General features: G+C 69.6%; 20 protein-coding genes. 18 read left to right on the forward strand and 2 right to left on the reverse strand.

What is annotated here, in order from left to right; translation table 11 throughout:
- Positions 1-19 precede the first annotated feature (19 nt).
- The 12 genes from VFI59_11075 (at position 20) to VFI59_11130 (ending at position 14,012) form a co-directional block, all read left to right on the forward strand.
- Complete coding sequence (locus VFI59_11075) at positions 20-202, forward strand: hypothetical protein (GenBank protein HET6714237.1); 183 nt, start codon at positions 20-22, stop codon at positions 200-202.
- Between the two features lie 5 nt (positions 203-207).
- Complete coding sequence (locus VFI59_11080) at positions 208-1,617, forward strand: FAD-dependent oxidoreductase (GenBank protein ID HET6714238.1); 1,410 nt, start codon at positions 208-210, stop codon at positions 1,615-1,617.
- Between the two features lie 194 nt (positions 1,618-1,811).
- Positions 1,812-2,801 (forward strand): NAD-dependent epimerase/dehydratase family protein, encoded by a 990-nt coding sequence (locus tag VFI59_11085; GenBank protein ID HET6714239.1) that lies wholly within the window; start codon positions 1,812-1,814, stop codon positions 2,799-2,801.
- Positions 2,802-2,995: 194 nt separating this feature from the next.
- Entirely contained in the window at positions 2,996-4,528 is a 1,533-nt protein-coding gene (locus VFI59_11090; protein HET6714240.1) for a hypothetical protein, read from the forward strand.
- Positions 4,525-5,307: a hypothetical protein gene (locus VFI59_11095; protein ID HET6714241.1), complete on the forward strand. Its 783-nt coding sequence runs from the start codon at positions 4,525-4,527 to the stop codon at positions 5,305-5,307. Before VFI59_11090 ends, VFI59_11095 begins: the two co-directional genes overlap by 4 nt.
- Before the next feature lie 169 nt (positions 5,308-5,476).
- Positions 5,477-6,808 carry a hypothetical protein gene (locus VFI59_11100; GenBank protein ID HET6714242.1) on the forward strand — a complete coding sequence of 444 codons (1,332 nt, stop codon included), beginning with the start codon at positions 5,477-5,479 and terminating at the stop codon, positions 6,806-6,808.
- Positions 6,809-6,843: 35 nt separating this feature from the next.
- Complete coding sequence (locus VFI59_11105) at positions 6,844-8,130, forward strand: O-antigen ligase family protein (GenBank protein HET6714243.1); 1,287 nt, start codon at positions 6,844-6,846, stop codon at positions 8,128-8,130.
- Entirely contained in the window at positions 8,127-9,608 is a 1,482-nt protein-coding gene (locus VFI59_11110; GenBank protein HET6714244.1) for a flippase, read from the forward strand. Before VFI59_11105 ends, VFI59_11110 begins: the two co-directional genes overlap by 4 nt.
- Before the next feature lie 260 nt (positions 9,609-9,868).
- Positions 9,869-11,413 carry a HAMP domain-containing sensor histidine kinase gene (locus VFI59_11115; protein ID HET6714245.1) on the forward strand — a complete coding sequence of 515 codons (1,545 nt, stop codon included), beginning with the start codon at positions 9,869-9,871 and terminating at the stop codon, positions 11,411-11,413.
- A 44-nt stretch (positions 11,414-11,457) separates the two neighbouring features.
- Complete coding sequence (locus VFI59_11120) at positions 11,458-12,090, forward strand: response regulator transcription factor (GenBank protein HET6714246.1); 633 nt, start codon at positions 11,458-11,460, stop codon at positions 12,088-12,090.
- A gap of 70 nt (positions 12,091-12,160) precedes the next feature.
- Complete coding sequence (locus VFI59_11125) at positions 12,161-12,862, forward strand: response regulator transcription factor (protein HET6714247.1); 702 nt, start codon at positions 12,161-12,163, stop codon at positions 12,860-12,862.
- Positions 12,863-12,866: 4 nt separating this feature from the next.
- Positions 12,867-14,012 carry a glycosyltransferase gene (locus tag VFI59_11130; protein HET6714248.1) on the forward strand — a complete coding sequence of 382 codons (1,146 nt, stop codon included), beginning with the start codon at positions 12,867-12,869 and terminating at the stop codon, positions 14,010-14,012.
- A gap of 32 nt (positions 14,013-14,044) precedes the next feature.
- On the opposite strand, the gene VFI59_11135 is transcribed toward VFI59_11130, so the two are convergent.
- Positions 14,045-15,022: an NAD-dependent epimerase/dehydratase family protein gene (locus tag VFI59_11135; GenBank protein ID HET6714249.1), complete on the reverse strand. Its 978-nt coding sequence runs from the start codon at positions 15,020-15,022 to the stop codon at positions 14,045-14,047.
- Between the two features lie 239 nt (positions 15,023-15,261).
- Between VFI59_11135 and VFI59_11140 the strand changes: the two genes are divergently transcribed.
- A complete protein-coding gene (locus tag VFI59_11140) occupies positions 15,262-16,029 on the forward strand; it encodes a class III extradiol ring-cleavage dioxygenase (GenBank protein HET6714250.1) in 768 nt (255 codons plus the stop codon).
- 21 nt (positions 16,030-16,050) lie between these two features.
- Here VFI59_11140 and VFI59_11145 read toward each other — a convergent pair whose 3' ends face one another.
- Positions 16,051-18,897: a DNRLRE domain-containing protein gene (locus VFI59_11145; protein HET6714251.1), complete on the reverse strand. Its 2,847-nt coding sequence runs from the start codon at positions 18,895-18,897 to the stop codon at positions 16,051-16,053.
- A gap of 274 nt (positions 18,898-19,171) precedes the next feature.
- On the opposite strand from VFI59_11145, the gene VFI59_11150 reads away from it, so the two are divergent.
- The 5 genes from VFI59_11150 (at position 19,172) to groL (ending at position 25,478) form a co-directional block, all read left to right on the forward strand.
- Positions 19,172-20,527 carry an exopolysaccharide biosynthesis polyprenyl glycosylphosphotransferase gene (locus tag VFI59_11150; GenBank protein ID HET6714252.1) on the forward strand — a complete coding sequence of 452 codons (1,356 nt, stop codon included), beginning with the start codon at positions 19,172-19,174 and terminating at the stop codon, positions 20,525-20,527.
- Positions 20,524-21,432: a sulfotransferase domain-containing protein gene (locus VFI59_11155; GenBank protein ID HET6714253.1), complete on the forward strand. Its 909-nt coding sequence runs from the start codon at positions 20,524-20,526 to the stop codon at positions 21,430-21,432. The genes VFI59_11150 and VFI59_11155 overlap by 4 nt, the downstream gene beginning before the upstream one ends.
- A 299-nt stretch (positions 21,433-21,731) precedes the next feature.
- Positions 21,732-23,288, forward strand: a complete 1,557-nt coding sequence (locus VFI59_11160) for a DNRLRE domain-containing protein (GenBank protein HET6714254.1) — start codon at positions 21,732-21,734, stop codon at positions 23,286-23,288.
- A gap of 179 nt (positions 23,289-23,467) precedes the next feature.
- Positions 23,468-23,767 (forward strand): co-chaperone GroES, encoded by a 300-nt coding sequence (gene groES, locus VFI59_11165; protein HET6714255.1) that lies wholly within the window; start codon positions 23,468-23,470, stop codon positions 23,765-23,767.
- Positions 23,768-23,861: 94 nt separating this feature from the next.
- Complete coding sequence (groL, locus tag VFI59_11170) at positions 23,862-25,478, forward strand: chaperonin GroEL (GenBank protein HET6714256.1); 1,617 nt, start codon at positions 23,862-23,864, stop codon at positions 25,476-25,478.
- The last annotated feature ends 10 nt before the right edge of the window (positions 25,479-25,488 follow it).

The raw sequence follows: 25,488 nt of genomic DNA on the forward strand, positions 1-25,488 counted from the left end.
CGGGTAGCCTGTCCGCCCCATGGCACGCACTCCCGACACCGGCGTCACCGGAACCTTCGCGCTCCACGCCCTCGACGTCGGCCCCGGCAACGTCTGCGTGCTGGAATGGGGCACCCGCACGACCTGGACGGTGCACGAAGCGCTCCGCAAGGTCTTCCAGATCACGATCCCCGACCCCGAACCGCCCGCGGGGGAGGCCTGAGGTCATTGGCCATCGTCGCCGACCGGTTGCGGCAGACCTACGCCGACGCCGCCCCCGTGCCGTTCTGGCTCGACCAGCCGGGCGCGCCCGAGGCAACGGCGCCGCTCGACGCGCCGACCGGGGCCGACCTCGCGATCGTCGGCGGCGGGTTCACCGGCCTCTGGGCGGCGATCCAGGCGAAGGAGGAGCGGCCCGATCGCGATGTGGTGCTGCTGGAGCGGGACACGGTCGCGTACGGCGCCAGCGGCCGCAACGGCGGGTTCTGCGACGCGTCGCTCACGCACGGCCTGCCCAACGGCATCGACCGGTTCCCCGATGAGATCGAGACGATCGAGCGGCTCGCCGCCGAGAGCTTCCGCGGCATCGAGGAGACGATCGCGAGGTTCGGCATCGACTGCGACTGGAACCCCGAAGGCGAGGTGCTCGTGGCCCGCGAACCGCACGAGGTCGCGTGGATGCGTCAGGGGGTCGAGCTCACACGGCGGTTCGGACACGATTCGGCGTTCCTCGATCGCGAGCAGGTGCGTGCCGAGCTCGACTCGCCCACGTACCTCGCCGGCATGTGGAAGCGGAGCGGGTGCGCCATGGTCGATCCCGCGCGGCTCGCCTGGGGCCTGCGACGAGCCGCGGTTGAGCTCGGCGTGCGCCTGCACGAGCGGACCCCGGTCACCGGCCTCGCGAAGACGACGGCCGGCGTCGCGCTCGACACCCCCGGCGCCCGGGTCGATGCCCGGAGGGTGTTGCTCGCCACGAACGGGTTCGCACCGCTCGTCCGGTCGATCCGCCGATACGTCGTGCCGGTCTACGACTACGTGCTGATGAGCGAACCCCTCACGGCCGACCAGCTCGCGTCGATCGGGTGGGCACGCCGGCAGGGGTTCGCCGACAGCGCCAACCATTTCCACTACTACCGGATGAGCTCGGACGACCGCATCCTGTGGGGCGGCTACGACGCGGTCTACCACTGGCGGAACGCGGTGGCGCCCGGGCTCGAACAGCGGGAGTCGACGTTCTCGACGCTCGCCGCCCATTTCTTCGAGACGTTCCCGCAGCTCGAGGGGCTGCGATTCTCGCATCGGTGGGGTGGCGTCATCGATACGTGCAGTCGCTTCTCCGTGATGTTCGGGACCGCCCTCGACGCACGGGTCGCGTACGCGGTCGGCTACACGGGGATGGGGGTCGCGGCCACGCGCTTCGGCGCTCGGACGGCGCTCGATCTGGTCGACGGGCGCGACACCGAGCGCACCAGGCTGCGGCTCGTCCGATCCAAGCCCGTGCCCTTCCCGCCCGAGCCCCTGCGCTCGGTGGGCATCGGGCTGACGACCCGGGCCCTCACGAAGGCCGACCGCAACGCGGGACGCAGAGGCCCCTGGCTGCGTATGCTCGATGCGGTGGGCCTGGGCTTCGACAGCTGAGATCGCGTTCCTCGGCGGTCGCCATTTCCGCCCGAACGGTCTAATACCGTTGCCGTAGCCAAGTGCTACGTCATCGGGTACAACGGACGCACGCGAGGACGACACCATCCGGCGGGGTCCCCCCGGAACGTGAGCCGGTGGTGGAGGGATCGCCCACGATGGGTCGGGGCTCGGACGAAAGGAACGGATCAGCGATGCAGAGACGCGCGGTCGTCGGCGGGGCCGGAGGGTTCATCGGACACCACATGGTCAGGTACCTGAAGGACAAGGGGTACTGGGTCCGCGGTGTCGACATCAAGGAGCCGGAGTACGAGGCCACCGCGGCCGACGATTTCCTGGTGCTCGACCTCCGCGAGTGGGAGAACTGCCTGAAGGCCACCGAGGGCGTCGAGGAGGTCTACCAGCTCGCCGCCGACATGGGCGGCATCGGCTACATCACGGGCAACCGCGTCGACATCGCGCGCAACAACGTGCTGATCAACGCGCACATGCTCGAGGCCGCGTACCGCAACGGCGTGCAGCGTCACTTCTACTCGTCGAGCGCGTGCATCTACCCGATGTACAAGCAGCACGACCCCGACGTGACCCCGCTGAAGGAAGAGGACGCCTACCCGGCCGACCCGGAGGAGGGCTACGGTTGGGAGAAGCTCTACTCCGAGAAGCTCTGCCAGTACTACCAGGAGGAAGGCAAGCTCGAGACGCGGGTCGCCCGCTTCCACAACATCTACGGTCCTCTCGGCACCTACGAGGGCGGGCGCGAGAAGGCTCCCGCGGCGATCAGCCGCAAGGTCGCGCTCGCCGACGACGGCGCCGACATCGAGATCTGGGGCGATGGTCAGCAGACCCGCTCCTTCACCTACATCGACGACTGCGTCGAGGGCATCTACCGCATCGCGCAGAGCGATCACTGGGAACCGTTGAACCTCGGCTCGGACCGGCTCGTCACGATCGACCAGCTGGTCGATCTCGTCAGCGAGGTCGCCGGCAAGACACTCGTGAAGCAGCACGACCTGACGAAGCCGCAGGGCGTGCGCGGTCGCAACAGCGACAACGACCGCTGCAAGGAGACGCTCGGATGGGCCCCCGAGGTCACGCTCGAGGACGGCCTCAAATCCACCTACGCGTGGATCGAGCGACAGCTCGAGGAAGCCGGGCGACTGCAGGTGACGGCGAAGAGCGTGTAGGCACCGGGTTGCACCGCAAAGGCCGAGGGGCCCCCTGACGGGGGCCCCTCGTGCATCTCGAGGCCGAGTCCGATCCGGCGATCTCATCCATCCGACGTATGCCCGCTACCGCATCGAGCGGCGGCGATCGGGGCCGCCTCGGGCTACGTTCCGACGGTCCTCGTGCCCGTTCGCTCGATCGCCCGGAGGTGTCCTTGGTCACGACAGCGCACGAGCGAGATGCTCACGCGACGCTCCCGCCGTCGGTCGACGTCGACGCGGATGCCGTCCCACCACTCGATCTCGTGACGAGGCTCTGTCGGGGCCTGGACGACGCTCGGGTGCCCTACTGCCATTTCAAGAGCAACGAGGCGATCGATCGTTCCCTCAGCGGGGAGAACGACCTCGACCTGTTGATCGGCGCCGAGGGAGCCGGCCGATTCCTCCAGGTGCTCTCGGAGCTGGGGTTCAAGGAAGGGGTGCCGAACCGGGTCCGGCGGATGCCGGGGGTCGCGCAGTACTACGGGCACGACGAGCCGAGCGGTCGTCTCGTCCAGGTGCACGCGCATCGACGGCTCGTCTTCGGCGACGACATGACGAAGAACTTCGCGCTCGATATCGAGGACGACTACATCGCCGCGGCCGTGCGGGAGCCAGGGACGCTGGCGGTGGCCTCGCCCGAGCACGAACTCCTGCTGTTCGTCCTGCGGATGGTCGCGAAGCACTGCACGGTCGACGCCATGGTGATGATGCAGGGCCGGCTCAGCCCCTCGGAGCGGCGCGAGCTGATGTGGCTCTCGGAGCGAGCCGATCTCGACCGCGTCGCGGAGATCGTCGGCTCGCAGCTTCCGTTCCTCGGGTCCGATCTGTTCGGAGCATGTCTCGCCGCGATCCAGCCACGAGCGCGTCCGTGGCGCAAGGCTCGGGCGGCCGGGAGGCTGCACCGCGCGTTCGCCGAGCATCGCAAGCACGGCCGGATCGCCGACGCGTTCCTTCGGATCGAGCGCAGGATCGGGCGGGTGGCGCGGCGCGTCCTGCGAGGTCGATCGAAGAAGCGCCTCGCAGGAGGGGGCGCCTTGATCGCCTTCGTCGGCGGCGATGGAGCGGGCAAGTCCACCGCCGAGCGCGCGATCGCCGGATGGCTGTCGGGACCGTTCGGGGTCGAGCGCATCCACCTCGGCAAACCCCCGCCATCGCTGTTGACGATCGTGATCAAAGGCCCCATGTACGTGCTCCGCACGATGGGCATGCTTCGGAGCACTCGGGTGCCCGCGGATCACCTTCGAGAGCGGGGTGAGAACCCGGGCAGGGCCTGGGTGGTATGGCACGTGCTCACGGCTCGGGACCGGTGCCGGCTCTATCGCAAGGCCACCCGAGCGGTCCTCCGGGGCTCGATCGTCGTGTCGGACCGCTTCCCGCTCGCCGAGGTGCGGACGATGGACGGAGCGAAGACCGGCTGGTTGGCGGATCACGAACGATCGGGACCCGGCGTCCGATGGCTCGCGTCGCTGGAGCGGCGCTACTACGAATCCTTCACACCCCCCGATGTCCTGATCGTCCTGCGCGTGGATCCCGACGTCGCCGTGGAGCGGAAGCGTCATGAGGAGCCGCCGGAGTTCGTGCGACCCAGATCGGAGGAGATCTGGCGCACTGACTGGAGCGGGACGTCCGCCCTCGTGGTGGATTCCGGTCAGGATCTCCGAGAGGTCGAGCGCGACGTCCGACATCTCGTGTGGTCGAGGCTGTGAGCGTCGAAACCCGGCTGTCGCGTGCGGTGATCGTCGAGCTGTGCGGGCTCCCGGGTGCCGGGAAGACCTCCCTCGCATCGGCCCTCGGGCACGTGCAGGACGGTGCCTCCTTCCTTCGCCCGACCCTCGGGATCGCGCCCGACGTCTCGGCCGAGCGTCGCCTCGCTCGTAAGCTCGGCCTGGTCGCGGTCGAAACGATCCGACGCCCGGTCCTCGAAGCGAAGATCGCCAGCCGGATCGGGCGATCCGGGCAGCCGGGAACGGTGGAGGCCGTGTCGCGCTGGGTGCAGTGGGCGAGCACGCAGTCGCTGATGGGCAGGGCACGAGGTACACCCCAGGTCCACTTGTTCGATGAGGGCGTGGTCCAGGCGCTGTGGTCCCTCGCCCTGCGTGGAGATCCCGCCGCGACCCTCGGGACGCTCAGCGGCTCGGTCGGTCGATGGTCGTTCCCCGACGTCGTGATCGTGCTGGATCCGCCCGTCGAGCTGCTGGTTCGCCGGCTCCGCGATCGGCGGTCGGCGCACAGCCGCCTGCAGCGGCTCTCCGATGATGCTGAGCTCCACGCCGAGCTCGTTCGAGGGCGTGCGCTCCTGGACCGGCTCATCACCTGGTGGCGATCGGCGGCGCCCGACGAGGCATCGGTGATCCGGATCGGAGGGGCGTATCACGACCCCGGCGTGGTGATGCATGCGATCGATGCGGCCGTACACCGGATCGATGCGAAGCCACCCATCGTCGCCGTAGGCGGGCGCGAGGGGGCATCGGCCGCCGGACCGTGATGCTGCATACGACGTAGACGACCTACGTCGCCGACCGCGTGTATCCGTCGTCGGGGACCGCCTAGATTGACGAACCCTGCGCGGTCCGGGTCCGCGCATCAGGCCGTGGTGAGGCGGGGACGGTCCCGCGCCGGCCCGACGCCGCATCGACGGAGGTGGAAGGGAGAGCGTGGATCTGAACGAAGCGTTCCGGCGCATCTTCTACGCCCACCGACGTGCGATCGTCTTGTGCGTCGTCCTCGGCATCGGGGCAGGGGTGGCCCTGGCGTCGATCGGTCCGCCCTCCTACACGGCGCGTTCGCGGGTCACGATCGGCGATCGCTCCGCCGACGCGACCGGAGAACTGGTGTCGATCGCGGATGCGGCCGAGGCGATTGCGACCAGCCGCTCGGTGCTCGCGAGCGCGACGCAGGCCGCGGGGCTGAACGGCGCCCCGGTCGTCATCGACCCGGCTGCGGTCTCGGTCAAGACGCTGGGGTCATCGGAGTTCCTGGAGCTCTCGGTCACCGCCGATGATGTGACCACCGCAACCGCCATCGCGAACAGTCTGGCCGACGAGGTCGTCGAGCGGTGGGCGGAGGTGAGCGGCGGGTCGAGCGGCCAGGCGTTCGCGCTCGTCGAGGAGACACTCAACGGGGTACTCGAGAAGACCGCGACGCTCGACGAGCAGATCACCCTCCTCGGGCTGAAGCTGAACGAGGGAGGTCCCGACCGGGAGCAGGTCCAGGCTCGTCGCGACGCATTGGTCGCCGAGCGAGAGGCGTTGGATCGACAGCGGGTGTCGTACGAGGCGCAGCTGAGCGCCTTGTTGGTCGAGGCCGCGAGCCGTACCGCGCCTCAGGTCATCGACCCGGCGGTGCCGCCGCCCGCTGCGGACTCACGACACACCGTGCCGATGGCCGTGCTCGGAGCCCTCCTGGGCTTCCTCGTCGGCGCGGGCGTCGCGGGGCTGATCGAGGCGGTCAGCCCCACGCTCGTGGGGGCCTCCGCGGTCGGCGACGCGCTCGGGGTGCCCGTGCTCGGAACGTTGTCGAGGCTCAGCGATCGGGACTCCGTGGCATCCGAACGGGCGGTCGTGAACACACGGCTCGCCGCGTCGAGGGCGAAGGCGTCGACGCTGGAGCTCGTTGCGATGGGTCCGGCGATCGACCTCGAGTCGATCTCATCCACCCTCGAGGGCGACGATGGGCCGAGCGCTTCGGACCGAGCCGCGGGAAGGCGCGGGCGCGGTCAGCTCGTGGTCCGCAGCTTCGGCGCCGATGTGACGGGTTCCGTGAACCTGTCGAGGACGGCGGTGCCCGCGGCTGCGGCCCTGGTCGCGGTGGCGCCATCGGTGGTCAAGCGGTCGTTCGTCCGAGAGATCCGCAATGCCCACGCGGTCACGGGGTGGGAGATCCTCGGCGTGCTCGTCTACGACCACGCCGGCAGGCGGGCCGTTCGGCGTCGGAAGCAGCGAGCACCAGGGGTGCCGGCCCGAGAGCTCGCCCCCAAGGCGAGCTGACCCCGATGACCCCGGAGCTCGTTGCGGCTCCGCCCATGACTGCGGGGCGAGAGACGGCGGCGCTCGCCGCGCATCGATGGGCCGCCATGGCGGTCGGGGTCAGCATCTGGCTGGTGCCGGTCCTCCAACCTGGTCTGGGGCCGGTGCGACCTGCCGATTTCGCCATCGTCGGTGCGACGGCCGTCGTCTTCCTCTGGCTCGGCTGGAGCCAGGTGCCCCTGCAGATGCCGTTCGTGGCGTCGATGACCCTGTTCTGCATCGCCGGGCTCGTCGCGGCCCTCGCGAGCCACCATCCGACGGTCGGGGTCATCGCCGTCGTGCAGGACCTGGTCTTGCTGGCGTGGGGTCTGGCGATCGCGAACGTGTGCAGGACCCCCGAGACGCTCGCCTCGATCCTCAGGGCGTGGGTGTGGAGCGCGACGGTCGCAGCCTCGATCGTGATCGTCGGAGGGGTGACCGGGATCTCGGCGCTCTCGGGGCAGGAGATCGCCGGAGGGCGTGCGTCGCTCGCGTTCGACAATCCGAATCAGGCCGGCGCCTACTTCGCGTGCGCCTTCTTCGTGATCCTGAGTTCGGGCTCGATCCTCACGCGGCGTCGGAAGACCGTGACGGCGACCATCGTCGCGGTGGGGGTGCTGTTCTCCGCATCGAACGCGGCCATCGGTGGGATCCTGCTCGGCCTCGTCCTCGCGGGCATCCTGTCGATCGCGAGGCGTCGCGACATCGTGAGCGCGATCGCCGCCGCGTCGATCGCCGCGGTCGCGGTCGTGGGGGTGGCGGTGGCGTTCGTGCGCCTCGACGTCGCGGCGGCGGCTCAGGAGAGCGACATCAGGCTCCTGAGGAACACGCTCGGACGAGGTGAGGAGAGCGCCGGCGATCGCCTCGGACGCTGGGAGAGTCTCGGCGACGCGTACCTCCAGTACCCCGTCTCGGGCTACGGAGCCGCCGCGACCAAGGCGGTGCTGGACGAAGGGCCGTTCAACGACGCCAAGGGGGCCCACAACGACTACGCGGCCGCACTCGTGGAACGGGGTCTGATGGGATCGATCGCCCTCATCCTCCTGATCGCATCGGTGGCGAGGAGGATGGCGTCGTTCGCGATCCGGCCCCTCGCCCCGGCGTACGCGGCCGTGCTGGGCGCCCCGCAGTTCCTCGCGGGCGCCTTGCTCGTCCTGGCGATCTCCTCGCTCACCCACGAGATCCTTCATTTCCGCAACGTGTGGGCCTTGCTCGGCCTGATCGCCGCCGTCTCCCTCTGGGCGCGGCCCGACGGGGCACGTGCCACCACCACCGAGGGCATCGGCGAGGAGGCCGGGTCGTGACGTCGTCGGCCGATCCGATCGGCGCCGGTCGTTCGGTCGGGCTCGTGCTGGCCTCGAACACCGGCTGGCGGCTCCTGGCGTTCGGCGCCCGGACGCTGGGCGGACTGCTCGCCACCGTGCTGCTCGCCCACCTCGAGGGACCGGCCGGCCTGGGCCGGTTCCAGTTCGCGCTGACGCTGACACTGCTGCTGAGCTTCGCGGTGGCGTTCGGCCTGCCCAAGCTCCTCGTGCGAGAGCTCGCCAGGCGTCCGGGCGAGATGCGGGACGTGGTCGAGACCGCGATGACGACCGCCGGGCTCGCCGGAGTCGCCGTGACGGCGCTCATGTTCGTGTTCGGGCTGCTCTTCGATGCGGGCACCACGGTGCTGGTGCTGGCCGGCCTCGCGCTCATGGTCGATTCGGTGATGCGGATCACGATGGCGCCGTTCTGGGCCCTGGAGAGGATGCGGTACGAGGCGCTGGCGGTGGGGGTGCAGGAGGGCGCGTTCGTGCTCCTGACGATCGGGGTGTTGGTCGGCGGGGCCGGCGCCGCGGGGGTGATGGCTGCCTACCTCGCGTCGCGTCTGGTCGGTCTCGTCGCGGCGTGGCTGATCGTGGCCACGAAGCTCCGCATCACGCTGGTCCCTCGATGGCATGCGGGAGCCGTGGCGCCGCTGCTGAAGAAGTCCATGCCGTTCGCGCTCGACGACGCGTTGTCGCTCGCGTACATCCGGCTCGACACGATCCTGCTGGGGATCATGGTCGGCCCCCACGCCGTCGGCCTCTACCAGTCCGCCACGAACCTCGTCCTGTACCTCAACATCCTTCCTCGGATGCTCAACATGTCGATGTACCCGCGCATGAGCCGCGCCTGGCCGGGGCGGGTCGCGGAGCTCCGCCGGCTGCTCGACTCCTCCGTGTTGATCCTCGGCGCCATCGCGATGCCGATCACCGTCGGATCGTTCCTGCTCGCGCCCAGGGTCTTCGAGGTGCTGTACGGAAGCAGCTTCGAGCGGGCGGTGCTCGCCTACCAGCTCCTCGTCCCGATCATCCCTCTGCGCATGCTCGGGAACTCCCTCGGCACCGCCCTGACGGCCGCCGACCATCAGACGCAGCGAACCGTTGCCGTCGGCGTCGCCGCGGCCGTGAACCTCGGGCTGAACCTCGCGCTGATCCCGCAGTGGTCCTACTTCGGAGCGGTCGCAGCGACGATCGTGACCGAGACCGGCCTGTTCGTGGCGTATGCGGTGATGGTTCGTCGGGTGTCGGGCGCCACCTGCCTCTTCACCGCGGTCCTCGTTCCAGGGCTCGCCTGCATCCCGCTCGCCGCCGCGGTCGTGCTGCTCGCTGATCTGCCCCTGGCCGTCGTCGTGGTCGCGGCCGGCTGTGTCTACGTCGTGGCCTTGTGCGGGCTCGTCGTCATCAGCGCTCGCGAGCGTAGCCTGCGGCCTCGTGCGGTCGCGACCGCCTTCCTCAAGCTGTCGCCACGGATGACCTGAAGCGAACCTGGGGAGAACTCGGTGGGTAAGATTCTCCACAGGAAGAGACCCTGCTCCGCAGTGTTTCACATGCTGGGTCGCTGAAACGGCCTAGCCCGTTTCCCCTACATCCTTTACAGCGTGAAGTTGTTTCAAATAGACTCCCCCCCTAGAGACTCATACGCGATCTGCTGTATGGGAACGGGGGGAGAGGTTTGGGGCGAACGGCGGAGGCGGCACTTCAGCGGACCGCTCACGACGACTCGGCACTGCTCCTGGGCATGTGCCATGCGTTCGGGTCAGAGCCCGATGTCGAGAGTCTCCTGCGGGCGTCGGGACGATGGATCGCCGCGGCCCTCCTCGGGGAGGTGGTCGCGCTGCGGTTCATCGTGGTCGACCACCTCGGTCGGCTCCGCTCCGTCGATGAATCAGGCGAGGACATCTGGGGCGATCCGTCCTTCCGACGCGCCAGGCACGCGGTCGAGACGAAGGCGGCGCGGCTCGGTGAAGCCCGCGCGTTCGGGGGAGCCCGGATCCGGACCATCCCTCTCGTGTCCCGGGGCACGGCTCTCGGGGCCGTCGAGATCGCGACGACCTCGTCCGAACGTCCTGAGCGCTGGGGAACCGTGGATGCCGTGATCAGTCAGACGGCCGTGGCTCTTGCCAACCTCACGTCGCGCTCGTCGATCGATCGAAGCCGAGCGTCGATGCGACAGGCGATCGGGCTCGGCGCACGGATGGTGGGCGAGGATTCCCGCGACGGAGCGATCCGCGTCCTCGTTCGGGGTCTGCACCGCGATCTCGGTGTGCGGTCCGTCGGCTGGATCGTCGAGCGTGGTTGGTCGCCCCGCCTCGTGTCGACGGGGGGGCTGGGTTCGCGCCGGCGCGACCGGCTGCGCTCCCCGGCGCTGTCCGACGACGGCGACGTCGTCGAGCAACTCGTCGCCGCGTTCCGTTCGGAGATCGGCGACCGCCGGGTCGATGTGACCGGAGGGGGTGGTGCCGTGGTGCTGGTGGAGGCGCCGGCAGATCCGGCGGCGATCGAGGCCGTGGCGTCCCTCCGCGACCTCGCGAGCGAATGGTTCGACTGGATGTCGTCGTTCGAGGGTGCCGAGCGACGCGTCGACTGGTACGGCACCGCGCTGGCGGTGACGGCCCACGAGATCCGAGGGCCGATGCTGGCCGCCAAGGCGACGATCGACGGGATGCTGGAGGAGGGCGGGCACGCCTCCGCGGATCGGGCGAAGCTTCGGCGTTCCAGGCGGCAGCTCGAGGACCTGGCGGAGACCGTCGATGTCCTGCTGCGTTGGTCGCGTCCCGAAGAGGCGATGCGGCGCCGCGGAGCCGATCTGTCGCGCGTGGTGGGCGCCGCCGTCGAGTCGGTCGCGCGTGAGACGGGCGAGCGGCGGGTGGCGTTCGAGCCGTCCCCGATCCAGATCAAGGTTCCCATCTCCCGTCGCCACGTGTCGCTCGCGGTCGCCAACCTGGTCCGCAACGCCCTCGCATTCTCACCGCCCGGATCACCGGTCGAGGTCGGGGTGACCATCGACGAACCGTGGGCGAGGATCACCGTTCGTGATCTGGGCCCGGGGATCGCCGACGGCGACGTCGACGCGATCTTCGAGCCCTTCGTGCGGGGTCGGTCCGTCCGTTCGGCACGTGCGGGGAGCGGTCTCGGACTCTTCGTCGTGAGACGCGTCGCGGAGGCGCACGGCGGACAGGTCTGGGTCGCCCGAGGGCGGTCGGAGACGACGTTCAATCTGGCGCTGCCCCTCCGCGTGGGTGGGGTCGAGGCAGAGGAAGCGGGGTCGCCATCGACGCGCTGATCGTCGACGACCACCGGCTGTTCGCCGAAGCGATCCGCCCCACGCTGCAGCGGCTCGGCATGGAGGTCACGATCGTGACGAGCGGATCTGCGGCGATCGAGGTGGCCGTGCGCCGGCAGATCGACGTGGCGCTGGTGGACCTGGGGTTGCCCGACATGCGTGGCGAGGAGGTCGGCTCGCGCCTACTGGGGATCAGGCCCGAGACGGTCGTCATCGCGCTGACCGCGTTGGACGACGAGCGCAAGGCGAAGGACCTGATCGCGGGGGGCTTCCGCGGATACCTCACGAAGGATCTGCGCGTCGCGACGCTCTCGAGAGCCATCAGGTCCGCGATGGCGGGGGAGACGGTGGCGCTCTCCCGGCCTCCGCGACGGCCCGACCCTTCGGCCGCGTCGCCCGATCGGCTCGTGGAGCTGCTCGTCTCCACCCTCACCCCTCGGGAACGTCAGGTCTTGGAGTTGCTCGCTCGAGGGAGCGGGGGGCCGGACATCGCTCGAGAGATGGAGATCAGCGTGAACACGGTGCGGACCCACGTGCAGAGCATCCTCACGAAGCTGCAGGTCCATTCGCGGCTCGAGGCTGCCGCCTTCGCCGTGCGGCACGGGTTGTTCGAAGGTCCCACTTCCATCGACGACGCGCGGGCCGGCGGGGCCGGTCGCCTCGCGCGCACGACGTAGCGGCTCTACGGCGGGCATCGCGTGTCCATGGGCCAGGCGACGCGTAACGTCCGGACGTCGGGGGGCAATCATGGATGATCGACAGCGCCACGTTCGGGCCGTGCTCGCAGACGGGCACGCGCTGTTCCGCGAGGCGATCACGTCCGCCCTCGAAGCCCACGACGGGATCGTCGTCGTCGCCGATGTCGGAGACGGGCCGGGCGCCATCGCGAAGGCGATGCAGCTCCGACCCGATTGCGCCTTCATCGACGTCGAGCTCCCCGGCATCGACGGCATCGAGGTCACGCGCCGGATCAAGGAGCGACTCCCGGACTGCGCGGTGATCGTGCTGGCGCCCAGCGAGGACGATGCCCCGCTCGTCGCAGCGATCGAGGCCGGGGCGAGCGGTTTCCTGACGAAGGACTGCCCCCTGACCGACCTCATCACCGCGGCGCACGCGGTGCTGGACGGGGAGATGGTCGTGCCCCCCCGTCTACTCGCCCCGCTGCTGTCGGGGCTGATGCGCCATCGGAAGGAACAGGATGAGGCGATGCGACGGCTCGCTCGGCTGACCCGCCGCGAGCGCGAGGTCCTGGCCCTGCTCGCGCAGGGGGCAGGGAACGACCGCATCGCCGAGGACCTCGTGATCAGCCCGCAGACAGCACGGACGCACGTCCAGAACCTGATCACGAAGCTCGGGGTCCACTCGAGGTTGGAGGCGGCGATGTTCGCGGCCCGGAACGACGTCGTGCGCGATCCTGACGACGAGGAGCTCGCGCACGTCGGCGGATAGGGCCGTGGCCTCGCCGCAGCGTCGTCCGCAGGTGATCCACGTGGCGACCCGGTTCCTGCGTGGAGGGTCGGAGGCTCGGATCAGGGACATCGCCCGGGCGATCCCCTCGGCCGACCATCACCTGATCGTCGGCCCCGAGTCCGATCTCGACCTGGCCCGGGAGCGCGTCGCTCCCGCATCGCTGAGGGTGATCCGCTCCCTGGTTCGCCGGCCTCAGCCGGTCCTTGACGTCGCCGCATTCATGCAGCTCTCGCGGCTGCTCCGGACCGAGCCCTACGATCTCCTGATCACGCACCAGTCGAAGGCGGGCGTCCTCGGGCGCGCGGCTGCGGCCTCGATGCCGCGAGGCGAGGTCGTCCACTCGTTGTCGATGGCCAGCTTCGGCCCGGGGTATCCACGTGTGCAGGATCGGGTCTTCCGAGCGCTGGAACGACGGCTCGGTGCCCACACGGGTGCCTACGTCGTGGTCGGCGCCGATCTCGTCCGCCGGTACACCGAGCTCGGGATCGAGCCGGTGAAGTTCCACGTGGTCCGATCCGATGCCCACGTGCACACCGCGCACGGCCCCGACGCCGTCCGCGTCCGGCGGGATGCCGGACTGCCGGATGACCGGCCGGTCGTCCTCTACCTGGGGAGCCTGGACCCGCGCAAGAACGTCCTGCAGCTCGTCGACCTCCTGGAACACCTGATGGACGTGCCCCTGCCGGCGCGGCCCTTCCTCGCCGTGGCCGGGCAGGGTCCGCTCCGACGGGAGCTGGAGCACGCGTTGGTCGATCGCGGTCTCACGGGAGACGCCGCGGTGCTCGGCTTCGTCGACGAGCCGACTTCCCTGGTGGCCGCGGTCGAGGCGCTCGTCCTTCTCAGCGGGGTCGAGGGCCTGCCGCAGGTGTTGGTCCAGGCGGCAGCCGTCGGCACGCCGTTCGTGGCCTACGACGTCGACGGCGTGCAGGAGCTCCTCGAGCTGGGGGCCGTAGGCCGGGCGGTCGCTCCCGGGGCGCTCGAGGATGCCGCTGAGGCGATCCAGGCCGTTCTGACGGCGGAGCGCCCTCCTCCCGCGGCGGACCTCTCCTCGTGGTCGCCCGATGAGATCGCCCGGAGGTATCGCGAGGTGATCGAGCCGCTCATCGAAGCTCCCCTCGTTCGGGCGTGAGGGGACGGGAACGAGGGTGCGCGAGTGCGCGTCTACGTGCCCGCCGCCGATGCGGCGAGTGCAGGACGAACGGTCCGATCGAGGTGCCACGAGACCTGCCGCGCGAGGCCGTCGCGGAGCCCGACGTTCGGGGTCCAGCCGAGGACCGAGGCCGCGCGTTCCGCCGAGCCCCCCGTCCGCTGCACGTCACCGGCGGCCTGCGGTCGTTGATCGAGCGAGATCGTCGCACGGGTCAGCTCCTCGACGATCGCGATGACTTCCAGCACGGTCGTGGCCGTGCCGCCGGCGACGTTGAGCACGGTGCCGGGCGCCACGTCGGCGCGTGACGCCAGCACGTTCGCCTCCACGATGTCGCCGACGAACGTGAAGTCGCGGATCTGCTGCCCGTCCCCGTACAGCGGGAACGGGCGTCCGGAGCGCGCTGCCTCGATCAGGCGATGCATGGCCATGTCGGGGCGCTGCCTCGGACCGTAGACCGTGAAATACCGGAGCGACACGACCGGCAGTCCGTGATTGCGCGCGTACACACCGCAGAGGTGCTCGGCCGCGAGCTTCGTCACGCCGTACGGGCTCTGCGGCCGGGGAAGGTCGTCCTCCGTCGTCGGGTAGGCGGGGGCGTTGCCGTAGACCGAGGAGCTGGACGCATACACGACCCGTCCGACCTCGGATCCGCTCGCGGCTTCGAGGAGCCGCTGGGTCACGAGCACGTTCTGTCGCAGGTACGATTCGAAGCCATCACGCCACGATGCCCGGACACCCGGTTGCCCGGCCTGGTGAAACACCACATCCACGCCGTCGAGCAGCTCCCCGAGGTCCGCGGTCGCGAGGTCACCCTCGATCAGCCGGCAGGCACCGAGGCCGCTGAGCGCCTCCCAGTTCGCCCGCTTCTGCTCCAGGTCGTAGTACGGGGAGAAGGCATCGATCGCGACGACGTCGTGTCGATCGGCGACGAGTCGCTCGACCAAGGTGCTCCCGACGAAGCCGGCCGCGCCGGTGACGAGCGCTCGCATGCGTCTCCGCTCCTCCCTCCACGAGATCGACGCGCCCGGAGCGGCTTCTCGGCTCCTCTTGCGCACGTCGTACGCACGTCGATCCGCGACCGCATCGACGCTACCGAGCGGCCGGCGGCCGCACATCCTGCGGATCGCGTAGCCGCCGTACGACGCTCGTCGTCCCGGTGACGGTCTGCCGGTGGAACACGCTGGGCTCCCGATGCGTTGCGACGATCATGCCCGCCGACGCGACCACGATGCCCGCCCTCTACCTTGGCCACGGTGCTCCGCCGCTGCTCGACGACGAGCGGTGGAAGAGCGAGCTCACGCGGTGGGCCGGCGAGCTGCCGCGACCGCGAGCGGTGCTGATCGTCTCGGCGCATTGGGAGTCGGCGCCATTGACCCTCGGAGCGACGGAGACCGGCACGCCGCTCACGTACGACTTCTACGGGTTCCCTGAGCGCTACTACCGGATGACATATCCGTCGCCCGGGGCGCCCGGGCTCGCCGCTCGCGTCAAGGCGCTGATGCCCGATGCCGAGACCGTGGCAGAGGCGCCGGGGTACGGGCTGGATCACGGCGCATACGTGCCGCTGATGGTGATGTACCCGGAGGCCGACGTGCCCGTGCTGCAGATGTCGATGCCGTCCCTCGACCCGCAGCGTCTCTTCGACCTCGGGCGTCGGCTCCGACCGCTGCGCGACGAGGCGGTGCTGGTGATCGGCTCGGGCTTCCTGACGCACGGGCTCCCGTTCCTCACCGACTGGCGCACCGACGCGGCGCCGCCGGGGTGGTCGCGCGAGTTCGACCTGTGGGCCGCCGAGGCACTCGCGCGGGGAGCGGTCGACGAGCTGATGGACTTCCGCCGTCGCGCGCCGGGCATGCCCTACGCGCACCCGACCACCGAGCATCTCGCGCCGCTGTTCGTCACGCTTGGTGCGGCGGGCGACCCCGAAGCCGCTCCCGACACGGCGATCGAAGGCTTCTTCATGGGCCTCGCCAAGCGTTCGGTCCAGATGGCCTGACCGCCGCGGCGCGCGGATCGGCTACGGCAGCAGGGTGACGACCAGCTGGGGGGTGAACCCCGGATCGCCGTTGCGCGACGTCCACTTCGCCCCGTCGGTCGAGGGCGTGGTGATGCGGAGGCTGTACACGCCGTCGGCGCGGATCAGGCTCGAGAGGTCGACCTCGTACCAGGTGTTGGTGCCCACCGAACCGAGGGTGGCGACAGGGGTGCCGACGGCCGCGGGAGCGTTGTCCCAGGTCACGCCCGTCTCGGTCCAGCTCGCATCCGACGTCGCCGAGAACACGCCCCCGGTGTCGGACGCACCGACGTTGAACATGCGGAGCTTCGCCGTCGCGACGGTGCGCGGGCCGATGCCGGTCACCGAGAACTTCATCAGCCCGTGTTCGCTCGGGGAGGAGTCGATCGAGAGCGACGAGCTCGTGCCGTAGTTCGTCGTCGGCGCCCCCGCGCGGATCGTGGCGTCGGCGGTCGGCGCGAACGTGAGCTCGCTTCCGGGTGCGGTCGTGGCGACCGCGGTGTTGGAGGCAGCCGAGACGTTCCCCGCGAGGTCGACGGCCCTGACCACGTACGAGTACGTCGATCCCGGCGTCAGCGACCCGTCGAGGTAGGTCGTGCCGTGGGCCGTGTCCACCGCGACGCCGTCGCGGACGATCGTGTAGTGGTCGACGGCGACGTCGTCGGTGCTGGCGGTCCATGACAGGTCGACCTGGTCGCCCCCGACCGGTGTCGCGACGAGGCCCGTCGGAGCCGTCGGCGGGGTCGAGTCGCCGTTCGATGGCCCGCCCGAGCTGATCGTGAAGGAGTCCGCGACGCTCCCGACGCTCGGCACGAAGGTGGCGTCCAGTCGATCGGCGGTCACCCTGTAGCTCATGATGCCGTTCCCGGCGCCGGCCGTCGTCGCGAAGTACGGAAGCTCAGGATCGTCGAGCTTGATCGAGGAGCCGGACCGCCCGAAGGTCCCGACCACCTGGACGACCGTCCCCGCGCCCTTGTCCATCAATTCCGCGCCGCTGGCGGCGACGCAGTCCTGATCGAACCCGCCGAGCACGAACGACGGGCACGTCCCCGGCTGGAGGGCGAGTTGCTTGCTGCGTTGGTAGTTGTGGTGGTGTCCCCCGAGGATCAGGTCGACCTTCTTCTGGAGGAGGAGGTTGAACAACGGCTGGCCGATCGGACAGCCGGAGTTCGATGCGGAGATGCACGGGTAGTGCATGCCGACGACGATCCACCGGATCCCCTCCGCGCGAGCTGCGTCGATCGAATCGGAGAGCCACCGGTAGTGGACGTCATTCATCCCGTACGTGTAGTTGACGTTCTCGATCGTGAGGTCGGGCGAGATCATGAACACCCGCATCAGGGGAGCCCCCGCCGGGTAGTCGAAGTAGTACTCGGCGCCGTAGTCCCGTTCCACACCCAGGGTCGCTCCCAGCCGGTCCGGCAGGCACGCGGCATGGTTCATGATGTAGCCGTCGGCACCGTTCTGGTCCTCGTGGTTCCCGGCGACGATCTCGAAGGGGTACGTCGGACCGAGATCGGGCAACCCGGCCTTCACCCAGTCGCACCACGCTTCGTCGGTCGGCGTCTCGTCGTAGTCCAGATCGCCCAGCGCGAGGAAGAAGTCGGTCCCGGAAGCGTTCAGGGTCGCGAGGCTCGCGGTCGCCCTCGACGTCGTACCGAAGTCCCCCGCGGCGGCGAAGGTGAACGACGTGGGCGCCGGGGGAGCGGGAGGGGTCGTCACGTCGGCGGGGTCCGAGGGAACCGACCGGTTCCCGGACGGATCCACCGCGACCACCGTGTATCGATAGGTGGCCTCGGCGGTCACCCCGTCGTCGATGTACGTGGTGCCCGCGGTGGTGTCGATCTCAGCATCGTCGCGAACGATCAGGTACCCGGCCACGCCGACGTCGTCATCGCTCGCCGTCCAGCTGAGGTCCACGCGGGTCGGACCGGTCGCCGTGGCCACCAGGCCGGTCGGGGCCGTGGGTGGGTCGACGTCAACCACGTTGTCGACGAGCACCGCGACCGGCTGAGAGGCGCCCGCGTTCCCGACGGCATCTCGTGCGATCGCCGTGAGCTCGTGGGCGCCGTTGGCGACGGAGGACGAATCCCATGGGATCACGTAGGGAGCGGTCGAGTCGGTCCCGACGGTCTGGCCGTCGACCTGCAGGTCCACAGCGACGACCCCCACGTCGTCCGTGGCGTCCACCCCGACGTCGATCGACCCGTTGACGGTCGCGCCCGGGGAGGGCGAGGTGATCGAGGCGGTCGGTGTCGCCACGTCCGGCGATGGAGCGACCGTGACCACGAGTTCCGGCCGGAAGCCCACCTTCCCTTCCTTCGACCTGAAGGAGATCTTGTTGCTCGTCGGGGTGGCGATCCGCAGGCCGAACTGGCCGTCTCCGGTCACGAGCGTGGACAGGTCGACCTCGTGCCAGGTGGCGGTCGTGATCGCGCCCAGCGTGGCCAGCGGCGTGGGGTCGGCCGGCGGCGCCGTGTTCCAGTTCATCGTGCTCTCGCTCCACGTCGTGTTCGCCACACGGGAGAACACGCCGCCGACGGACGCGCCATCGGTCACGTAGAGACGGAGCTTCGCACTCTCGACGATGTCGGTACCCACGCCCGAGACGGTGAACCGCATGAAGGAGTACCGCACGGGTGAGTTGTCGGCCGCGAGCGATGTCTCCGAGCCACCGGTCGCTGTCGGCTGATCGGCCCGCACCGTCGTATCGGCGGCCGGCAGGAAGGAGAGGATCCTGGGCGCTGCGGGAGCCGGCAGAGCGGTCAGCAGGCTCGCGACCATGGCGGAGAGCGTGAGTGCGACGAAGATCGCCGATCGCGTCCCTCTCTTACCGTCGCCGCGTCGCACGCTCCGGACCCTATCCAGCGGCCGCGGCCCCCACCCCATGCATGTCGCGTATGCCCGCTACGCATCCGGTCCGTCGGCCGGTGCGCTCCCGATCGCTTCCCGTAGCGCATCTACGACGATCCACGGATGCTCCGTCGCCGTCCGAGGGCGAGACTCCCTGCTACGTCGTGGCCCGGGGCACCCGATTGTCTTCCGGGCGGCGCGAGACGGAGGTCGGGCGCGCGTGGAGATCGCACAGCGGAGAACGGGCATGGCCCCGAGGGGGCGGTAGCACGTGGCGGTGCATCCCCTTCCCGCGGCATCGACGGTCAGAGGCCAGGCGCTCGACCGTGGCTGGCTCCTGCGGGCCGCCGTCCCGGTGACCGACGTCTGCGCACTCGCCGCCGCCGTCGTGATCGCGGGGGTCACTCCCTGGAGCATCCTCTACACCGGCATCGTCCTGTTGGGGATGCATCTCGATCCGGCACGCGCGGGGAGGATCTGTCCGCAGCTGTCGACCGACGCCGGATGGCTGCTCGCGAGGGGAGCTGCGCCCCTGATCGTGCTCATGCCGGCGGCGGCGGCACTCGGCGCCGATCCGAACTGGGCCTTGTTGGGCCCGATGACCGTCACCCTGCTCCTCCTCGGGCGCGGAGCGGCCTATGCGCTCGCACGCAGGGCACGGGCCGAGGGCGTGCTCGCCGAGCCCACGCTCATCGTGGGTGCCGGCGAGGTCGCGGACCGACTGGCCGACGTCCTCTCCCAGCACCCGGAGTACGGCCTGCGTCTCGTCGGCTCCGTCGACGCCGAGGGACGCAGGGTGGGGAACCTGCCGTTGCTGGGGGATCCGCGCGACATCGGGAAGCTCATCGAGGCCCAGGGCGTGCGTCGCGTCGTGATCGCCTTCGGCGTCTCGGAGCGGGAGCTGGTCGCCGCCTTGCGGTCGGCCGAACGGTCGTCCGCGGAGTTCCACGTCGTGCCGCGCCTCTGGGAGGCCAGCGCCATGGCCCCGGGGGCGGGCAACGTGGACGACGTCTGGGGCATCCCGCTCGTGCAGCTGCGCCGACCGACGACGCGTTCACGAAACCAGCTCGTGAAGCGGTGCTTCGATGTCGTGGTGGCCTCGCTGCTGCTGCTGCTGACCTCGCCGCTCTTGTTGCTGCTCGCGATCGCCGTTCGGCTCTCCGGCCCGGGTCCGATCCTGTTCCGTCAGAAGCGCGTGGGCCTCGACGGCACGCCGTTCGAGATCCTGAAGTTCCGTTCGATGCACGAGATCGCGGACTCGGACACGAGATGGACGGTCGGCGACGACGGGGTCACCCGCGTCGGCAAGGTGCTGCGCACCACGAGCCTGGACGAGTTGCCGCAGCTGGTGAACGTGCTGAGAGGCGAGATGTCGATCGTCGGTCCCCGCCCGGAGCGGCCGCACTTCGCCGATTCGTTCGCCGCGAGGGTGCCCCGGTACGAGGACCGGCATCGCGTGCGTGCCGGCATGACCGGGCTCCCACAGGTCTGCGGTCTGCGCGGTGACACATCGATCGACGATCGCGTTCGCTTCGACAACGCCTACATTGAGGGATGGAGCCTCTGGGCGGACTGCTCGATCGTGGTCCGGACCGCGAAGTGCGTCCTGACTGGACAGGGTGCGTGAGCACACGCCTCTCCCGACCCCCCGCCCTCGACGAGCGAGGTGGAGCCCTGCCCAACTTCCTGCTCATCGGGGCGATGAAGTGCGGCACGACGAGCCTGTATCACTACCTGCGTGATCACCCCCAGGTCTTCATGCCGTCGATCAAGGCGCCGGAGTTCTTCGCGGAGGAAGGCAACTGGGGCCGAGGGATCGGGTGGTACCGACGACAGTTCGAGGGAGCCCCGCCCGGTGTCGTCGCGATCGGCGAGGCATCGAACGTGTACACGAAGTACCCGCGATACCAGGGCGTCCCGGCCCGCATCGCCGACCACATCCCCCACGCTCGCCTCCTGTACGTGGTCCGAGATCCGATCGACCGGATCCGTTCCCATTACCAGACCCGCCTCACCGAGGGAACGGAGCGAGCGCCGATCGGCCGTGCGGTGCGCGAGAACCCGATCTACCTCGACTACAGCCGATACGCGATGCAGCTGGATCGTTATCTCGACCATTTTCCCCGCGAGCAGCTGCTGGTCATCACGGCCGAGGACCTGCGCGGCGATCGTCGCGAGGCGATCAAGCAGGTCTACGCGTTCCTAGGGGTCCGCCCCGATCATGTCCCCGACGACATCGATCGGACCTTCTACGAGACGAGGCACCGCGCGCCGAGGTCACCGGTGCCGCTGTGGCTCCGCAAGGGGCTGAAGCGTCATCTGCCGGCGGCCAAGCGCGCGAAGGAGCTCGAGAACAACGTGATCCGCGCCCTCCGGAGCATCCGCCGCACGTCCGAGGCGCCGCCGCAGCTGCCCGACCGACTGGTGATCCCCGACGAGGTGCGCGCCGAGCTCTCCGACGCTCTGCGCGAGGACGTGCGGAGGGTCCGCACCTTCCTCGGGCCCGATTTCGACGGTTGGGGGATCGCTTGAACCAGAGCCATGACGAGGCGATGCGTAGGCCGAGGAGCCTGCGCGCCCGGATTTCCTACGTCATCGGCACGGTCCCCTCGACGTTCATCGCTGTTACAGATGCGGGGTTGGCCTGCTGACCCGATGGATCCGGAGGGGGAGCGGGAGAGGCCTCGCGTCGGGGAGCGGCAGGGCCGTCGGCGTGAGCATGCCTTGAAGGGGCATCCCGCCGGGGCGGCGTTGCTGCGTGAGGAACCGGCCATGGGGAGGGTCAGGGGATGCGGGGTCGAGCTCGGCGATCGGTCGCACGCTCACTGAGCGTGGTTCTTGCCTTGGCGGTGGTCGGGACGGGCACCGCGCACGCCCTGATCAGCACGAGTCAGCCACAGCTCACCCTCAACCACCTGATCCGAACGTCGCCGTTCCAGGGATCCTCGACCTCGGTCCGTGACAACGAAGGCAGCGCGTACGTCGCGAGCGACGACGCCCTGTGGATGGCGTCCGACAACGACGACGCGCTGTTCGAGGTCGACCGCACGACGGGAGCGCTGCGCCGGAAGATCGCGCAGTCGGACTTCATCAACGCGCCTCGCTTCGGGGTCGGCGGCACGGCCGGTCAGGCGCGCACCGAGGACCTCGAGGCGCTCGCCTACGACGCGAACGCCGACATCCTCTACGCCTTCTCCGGGAGCACGAGCGCGACCCCGACCGTGTTCCGTCTGACACGAGGCGGCAACAACCGATTCCAGGTGCAGTCGTGGCAGCCGATGCCGTCGGAGTGGACCGGTGCGGGGTGGCGCTCGGCCGACGGCCTCACCTACGTGGCGAACGGCTCGACGATCCGCACCTATGACTTCACCACGAACACCTTCGGGCCCTCGTTCTCGATCTCGGGGCTCTCCAAGATCTTCGGCGTCGACTTCGACGACGCGACCGGCGACCTGCTGGCCGTCAACGGCAGCGAGCGCCTCTACCGGGCGTCGATGGCCACCAGGACGCTCCTGCCCGGTTGGAGCGGCATCAGCCTCACCGGTCTCGGCCTCCTCGACACCCGGGCGGTCGAGGTCATCGGCGAACAGGTGCTCGTCACCGACGGCGCCGACTCCAGCGCGCGGCCGACATCGGATCCCAAGTCCCACGCCGTCTTCGTGCTCGACGTGACCGGACCCGGCGGCTCGGCCCCGACCGCGAGCTTCATCGCCACGCCGACAAGCGGAGGTGCGCCTCTCGTCGTCAACTTCACGGACACGAGCAGCGGCTCGCCGACGAGCTGGGCTTGGACCTTCGGGGACGGCGGCACGTCGACCGTGCGCTCGCCCTCGCACACGTACAACACGACCGGGACATTCACCGCAACCTTGATCGCGACGAACGCCCTTGGGTCCAGCTCGACCTCGCAGACGATCACCGTCAGCACCGCGGCCGTCATCGCCCCTTCCGACGACGCCCAGGTCAACCTGTCGGGGACGGCGGTTTCGGGGTCCGCTCCGAGCTTCAGCGTGGACGGCTCGCCGGTGAGCGACGGCCTGCTCAAGTTCAACGTCAACGTCTCCGGCCAGATCACAGGCGCCAAGCTCCGCCTGTTCTGCGTGGATTCCTCCTCCGCGGGCGGCACCTTCTACGCCGCCGCCGAGACCAACCCACCGTGGAGCGAGGGCACGGTGACGTGGGCGACCGCCCCGGTCGCCGGTGCGAGCTACGGCTCCCTGGGCGCGGTCAGTGCGGGGACCTGGTACGAGGTCGACCTCACGGCCCTCGTGACGGCGAACGGCACCTACAGCCTCCGGATCAAGAACGCCTCGAGCAACGGCGCCGACTACGCCACGAAGGAGGGGGCGGCCGGATCCGCTCCCCAGCTCGTGGTGACGACCGCCTGATCAGCCTCGACTTCGTTCGGCCACGCGGCTCCTGGCCGCGACGGGGTCCGTCCAGCTCGCCTGAACCCGTCGCCGACGTTGACCACTTGGCACTCCCGTGGCTATCCTGTTAGCACTCACCCGGCGTGAGTGCTAACGAGACGGGACGGACCGCAGACCGCAAGGAGGAGACGAGTCAGATGGCGGACTTCAAGCTGAAGCCTCTCGACGACCGCATCATCGTGCAGGCCAACGAGGGTGACCAGACCACCGCGTCGGGCCTGGTGATCCCCGACACCGCGAAGGAGAAGCCCCAGGAGGGCACCGTGGTCGCGGTCGGCCCGGGCCGCTTCAACGAGGACGGCGACGAGCGCGTGCCGATGGACGTCGCGGTCGGCGACACGGTGATCTACTCGAAGTACGGCGGCACCGAGGTCAAGGTCGAGGGCGAGGACTATCTGATCCTGTCGGCCCGCGACGTGCTGGCCGTCGTCTCGTAGGGAACACACCGTTGGGAACCCGGGACCCGCACGCACGAGCGTCGGGTCCCATCCCGTCTGACATACGAGTCATCGAAGGCAAGGGAGGACTACCGTGGCGTCGAAGCTGCTGAAGTTCGGCGAGGATGCGCGGCGCGGCCTGGAGGCCGGCGTCGACAAACTCGCCGACGCGGTCGCGATCACGCTTGGCCCCAAGGGCCAGAACGTCGTGCTCGACAAGAAGTGGGGAGCCCCCACGATCACGAACGACGGTGTGACGATCGCGAAGGAGATCGAGCTGGACGACCCGTGGGAGAACATGGGTGCCCAGCTCACCAAGGAAGTCGCGACGAAGACGAACGACGTCGCCGGTGACGGCACCACCACCGCGACGGTGCTCGCTCGCGCGATGGTCAAGGGCGGCATGAAGAACGTCGCCGCCGGCGCGAACCCCATGGCGCTCAAGCGCGGCATCGAGAAGGCCGTCGAGAGCGCGGTCGAGTCGATCGCGAACGAGGCCAAGGAGGTCGAGTCCAAGGAGGAGATCGCCCAGGTCGCGGCCATCTCCGCGGCCGACCCGGCGATCGGCGAGACGATCGCCGAGGCCCTCGACAAGGTCGGCAAGGACGGCGTGATCACGGTCGAGGAGTCGAACACCTTCGGCATCGAGCTCGAGTTCACCGAGGGGATGCAGTTCGATAAGGGCTACATCTCGCCGTACTTCATCACCGACCCCGACCGGCAGGAAGCCGTGCTCGAGGAGCCGTACATCCTGCTCGTGAACAAGAAGATCTCGAGCGTGCAGGAGCTCGTGCCGGTGCTCGAGAAGGTGATGCAGGGCGGCAAGCCGCTCGCGATCGTCGCGGAGGACGTCGAGGGTGAGGCCCTCGCGACCCTCGTGGTCAACAAGATCCGCGGCACGTTCAACGCCGTCGGCATCAAGGCCCCCGGCTTCGGCGACCGCCGCAAGGCCATGCTGCAGGACATCGCGATCCTGACCGGAGGGCAGGTCATCTCCGAGGAGGTCGGACTGAAGCTCGAGAACGCCGACGTCGACCTGCTCGGCAAGGCCCGCAAGATCGTGGTCACGAAGGACACGACCACGATCGTCGAGGGACAGGGCAGCGGGGACGAGGTCGCCGGCCGCATCAACCAGATCAAGGCCGAGATCGACAAGACCGACTCCGACTGGGACCGCGAGAAGCTGCAGGAGCGGCTCGCGAAGCTCTCCGGCGGCGTGGCCGTGATCAAGGTCGGCGCGGCCACCGAGGTCGAGCTCAAGGAGAAGAAGCACCGCATCGAGGACGCCGTCTCGGCGACCCGCGCCGCGGTCGAGGAGGGCATCGTGCCGGGCGGCGGCGTCACGCTGATCCGCGCGGAGGCTGCGCTCGACAAGCTCGACCTCGAGGGTGACGAGGCCACCGGCGCCCGCATCGTGCGGAACGCGCTCAGTGAGCCAGCCCGACGCATCGCCCAGAACGCGGGCTACGAGGGCTCCGTGATCGTGCAGCAGCTCCGCAGCGAGGGCGACGGCGACGGCTTCAACGCCGCCACCGGCGAGTGGGTCGACATGGTCAAGGCCGGCATCATCGACCCGGCCAAGGTCACCCGCTCGGCGCTGCAGAACGCCGCGTCGATCGCCGCGATCGTGCTGACGGCCGAGTCGGCCGTCGTGGAGAAGCCCGAGGAGGAAGAGGCTTCGGCCGGCGACGGCCACGGCCACATGCACTGACCGACGCACG

This window comes from Actinomycetota bacterium (genome assembly GCA_035697485.1).
Classification (GTDB): Bacteria; Actinomycetota; UBA4738; order UBA4738; family HRBIN12; genus JAOUEA01.

Bases quoted from the DNA above. Each gene is read 5' to 3' on its own strand.
- groES (HET6714255.1), top strand. From the start codon at position 23,468: ATGGCGGACTTCAAGCTGAAGCCTCTCGACGACCGCATCATCGTGCAG.
- VFI59_11115 (HET6714245.1), top strand. From the start codon at position 9,869: ATGTGCCATGCGTTCGGGTCAGAGCCCGATGTCGAGAGTCTCCTGCGG.
- VFI59_11125 (HET6714247.1), top strand. From the start codon at position 12,161: ATGGATGATCGACAGCGCCACGTTCGGGCCGTGCTCGCAGACGGGCAC.
- VFI59_11105 (HET6714243.1), top strand. From the start codon at position 6,844: ATGACTGCGGGGCGAGAGACGGCGGCGCTCGCCGCGCATCGATGGGCC.
- VFI59_11075 (HET6714237.1), top strand. From the start codon at position 20: ATGGCACGCACTCCCGACACCGGCGTCACCGGAACCTTCGCGCTCCAC.
- VFI59_11140 (HET6714250.1), top strand. From the start codon at position 15,262: ATGCCCGCCCTCTACCTTGGCCACGGTGCTCCGCCGCTGCTCGACGAC.
- VFI59_11135 (HET6714249.1), bottom strand. From the start codon at position 15,022: ATGCGAGCGCTCGTCACCGGCGCGGCCGGCTTCGTCGGGAGCACCTTG.
- VFI59_11085 (HET6714239.1), top strand. From the start codon at position 1,812: ATGCAGAGACGCGCGGTCGTCGGCGGGGCCGGAGGGTTCATCGGACAC.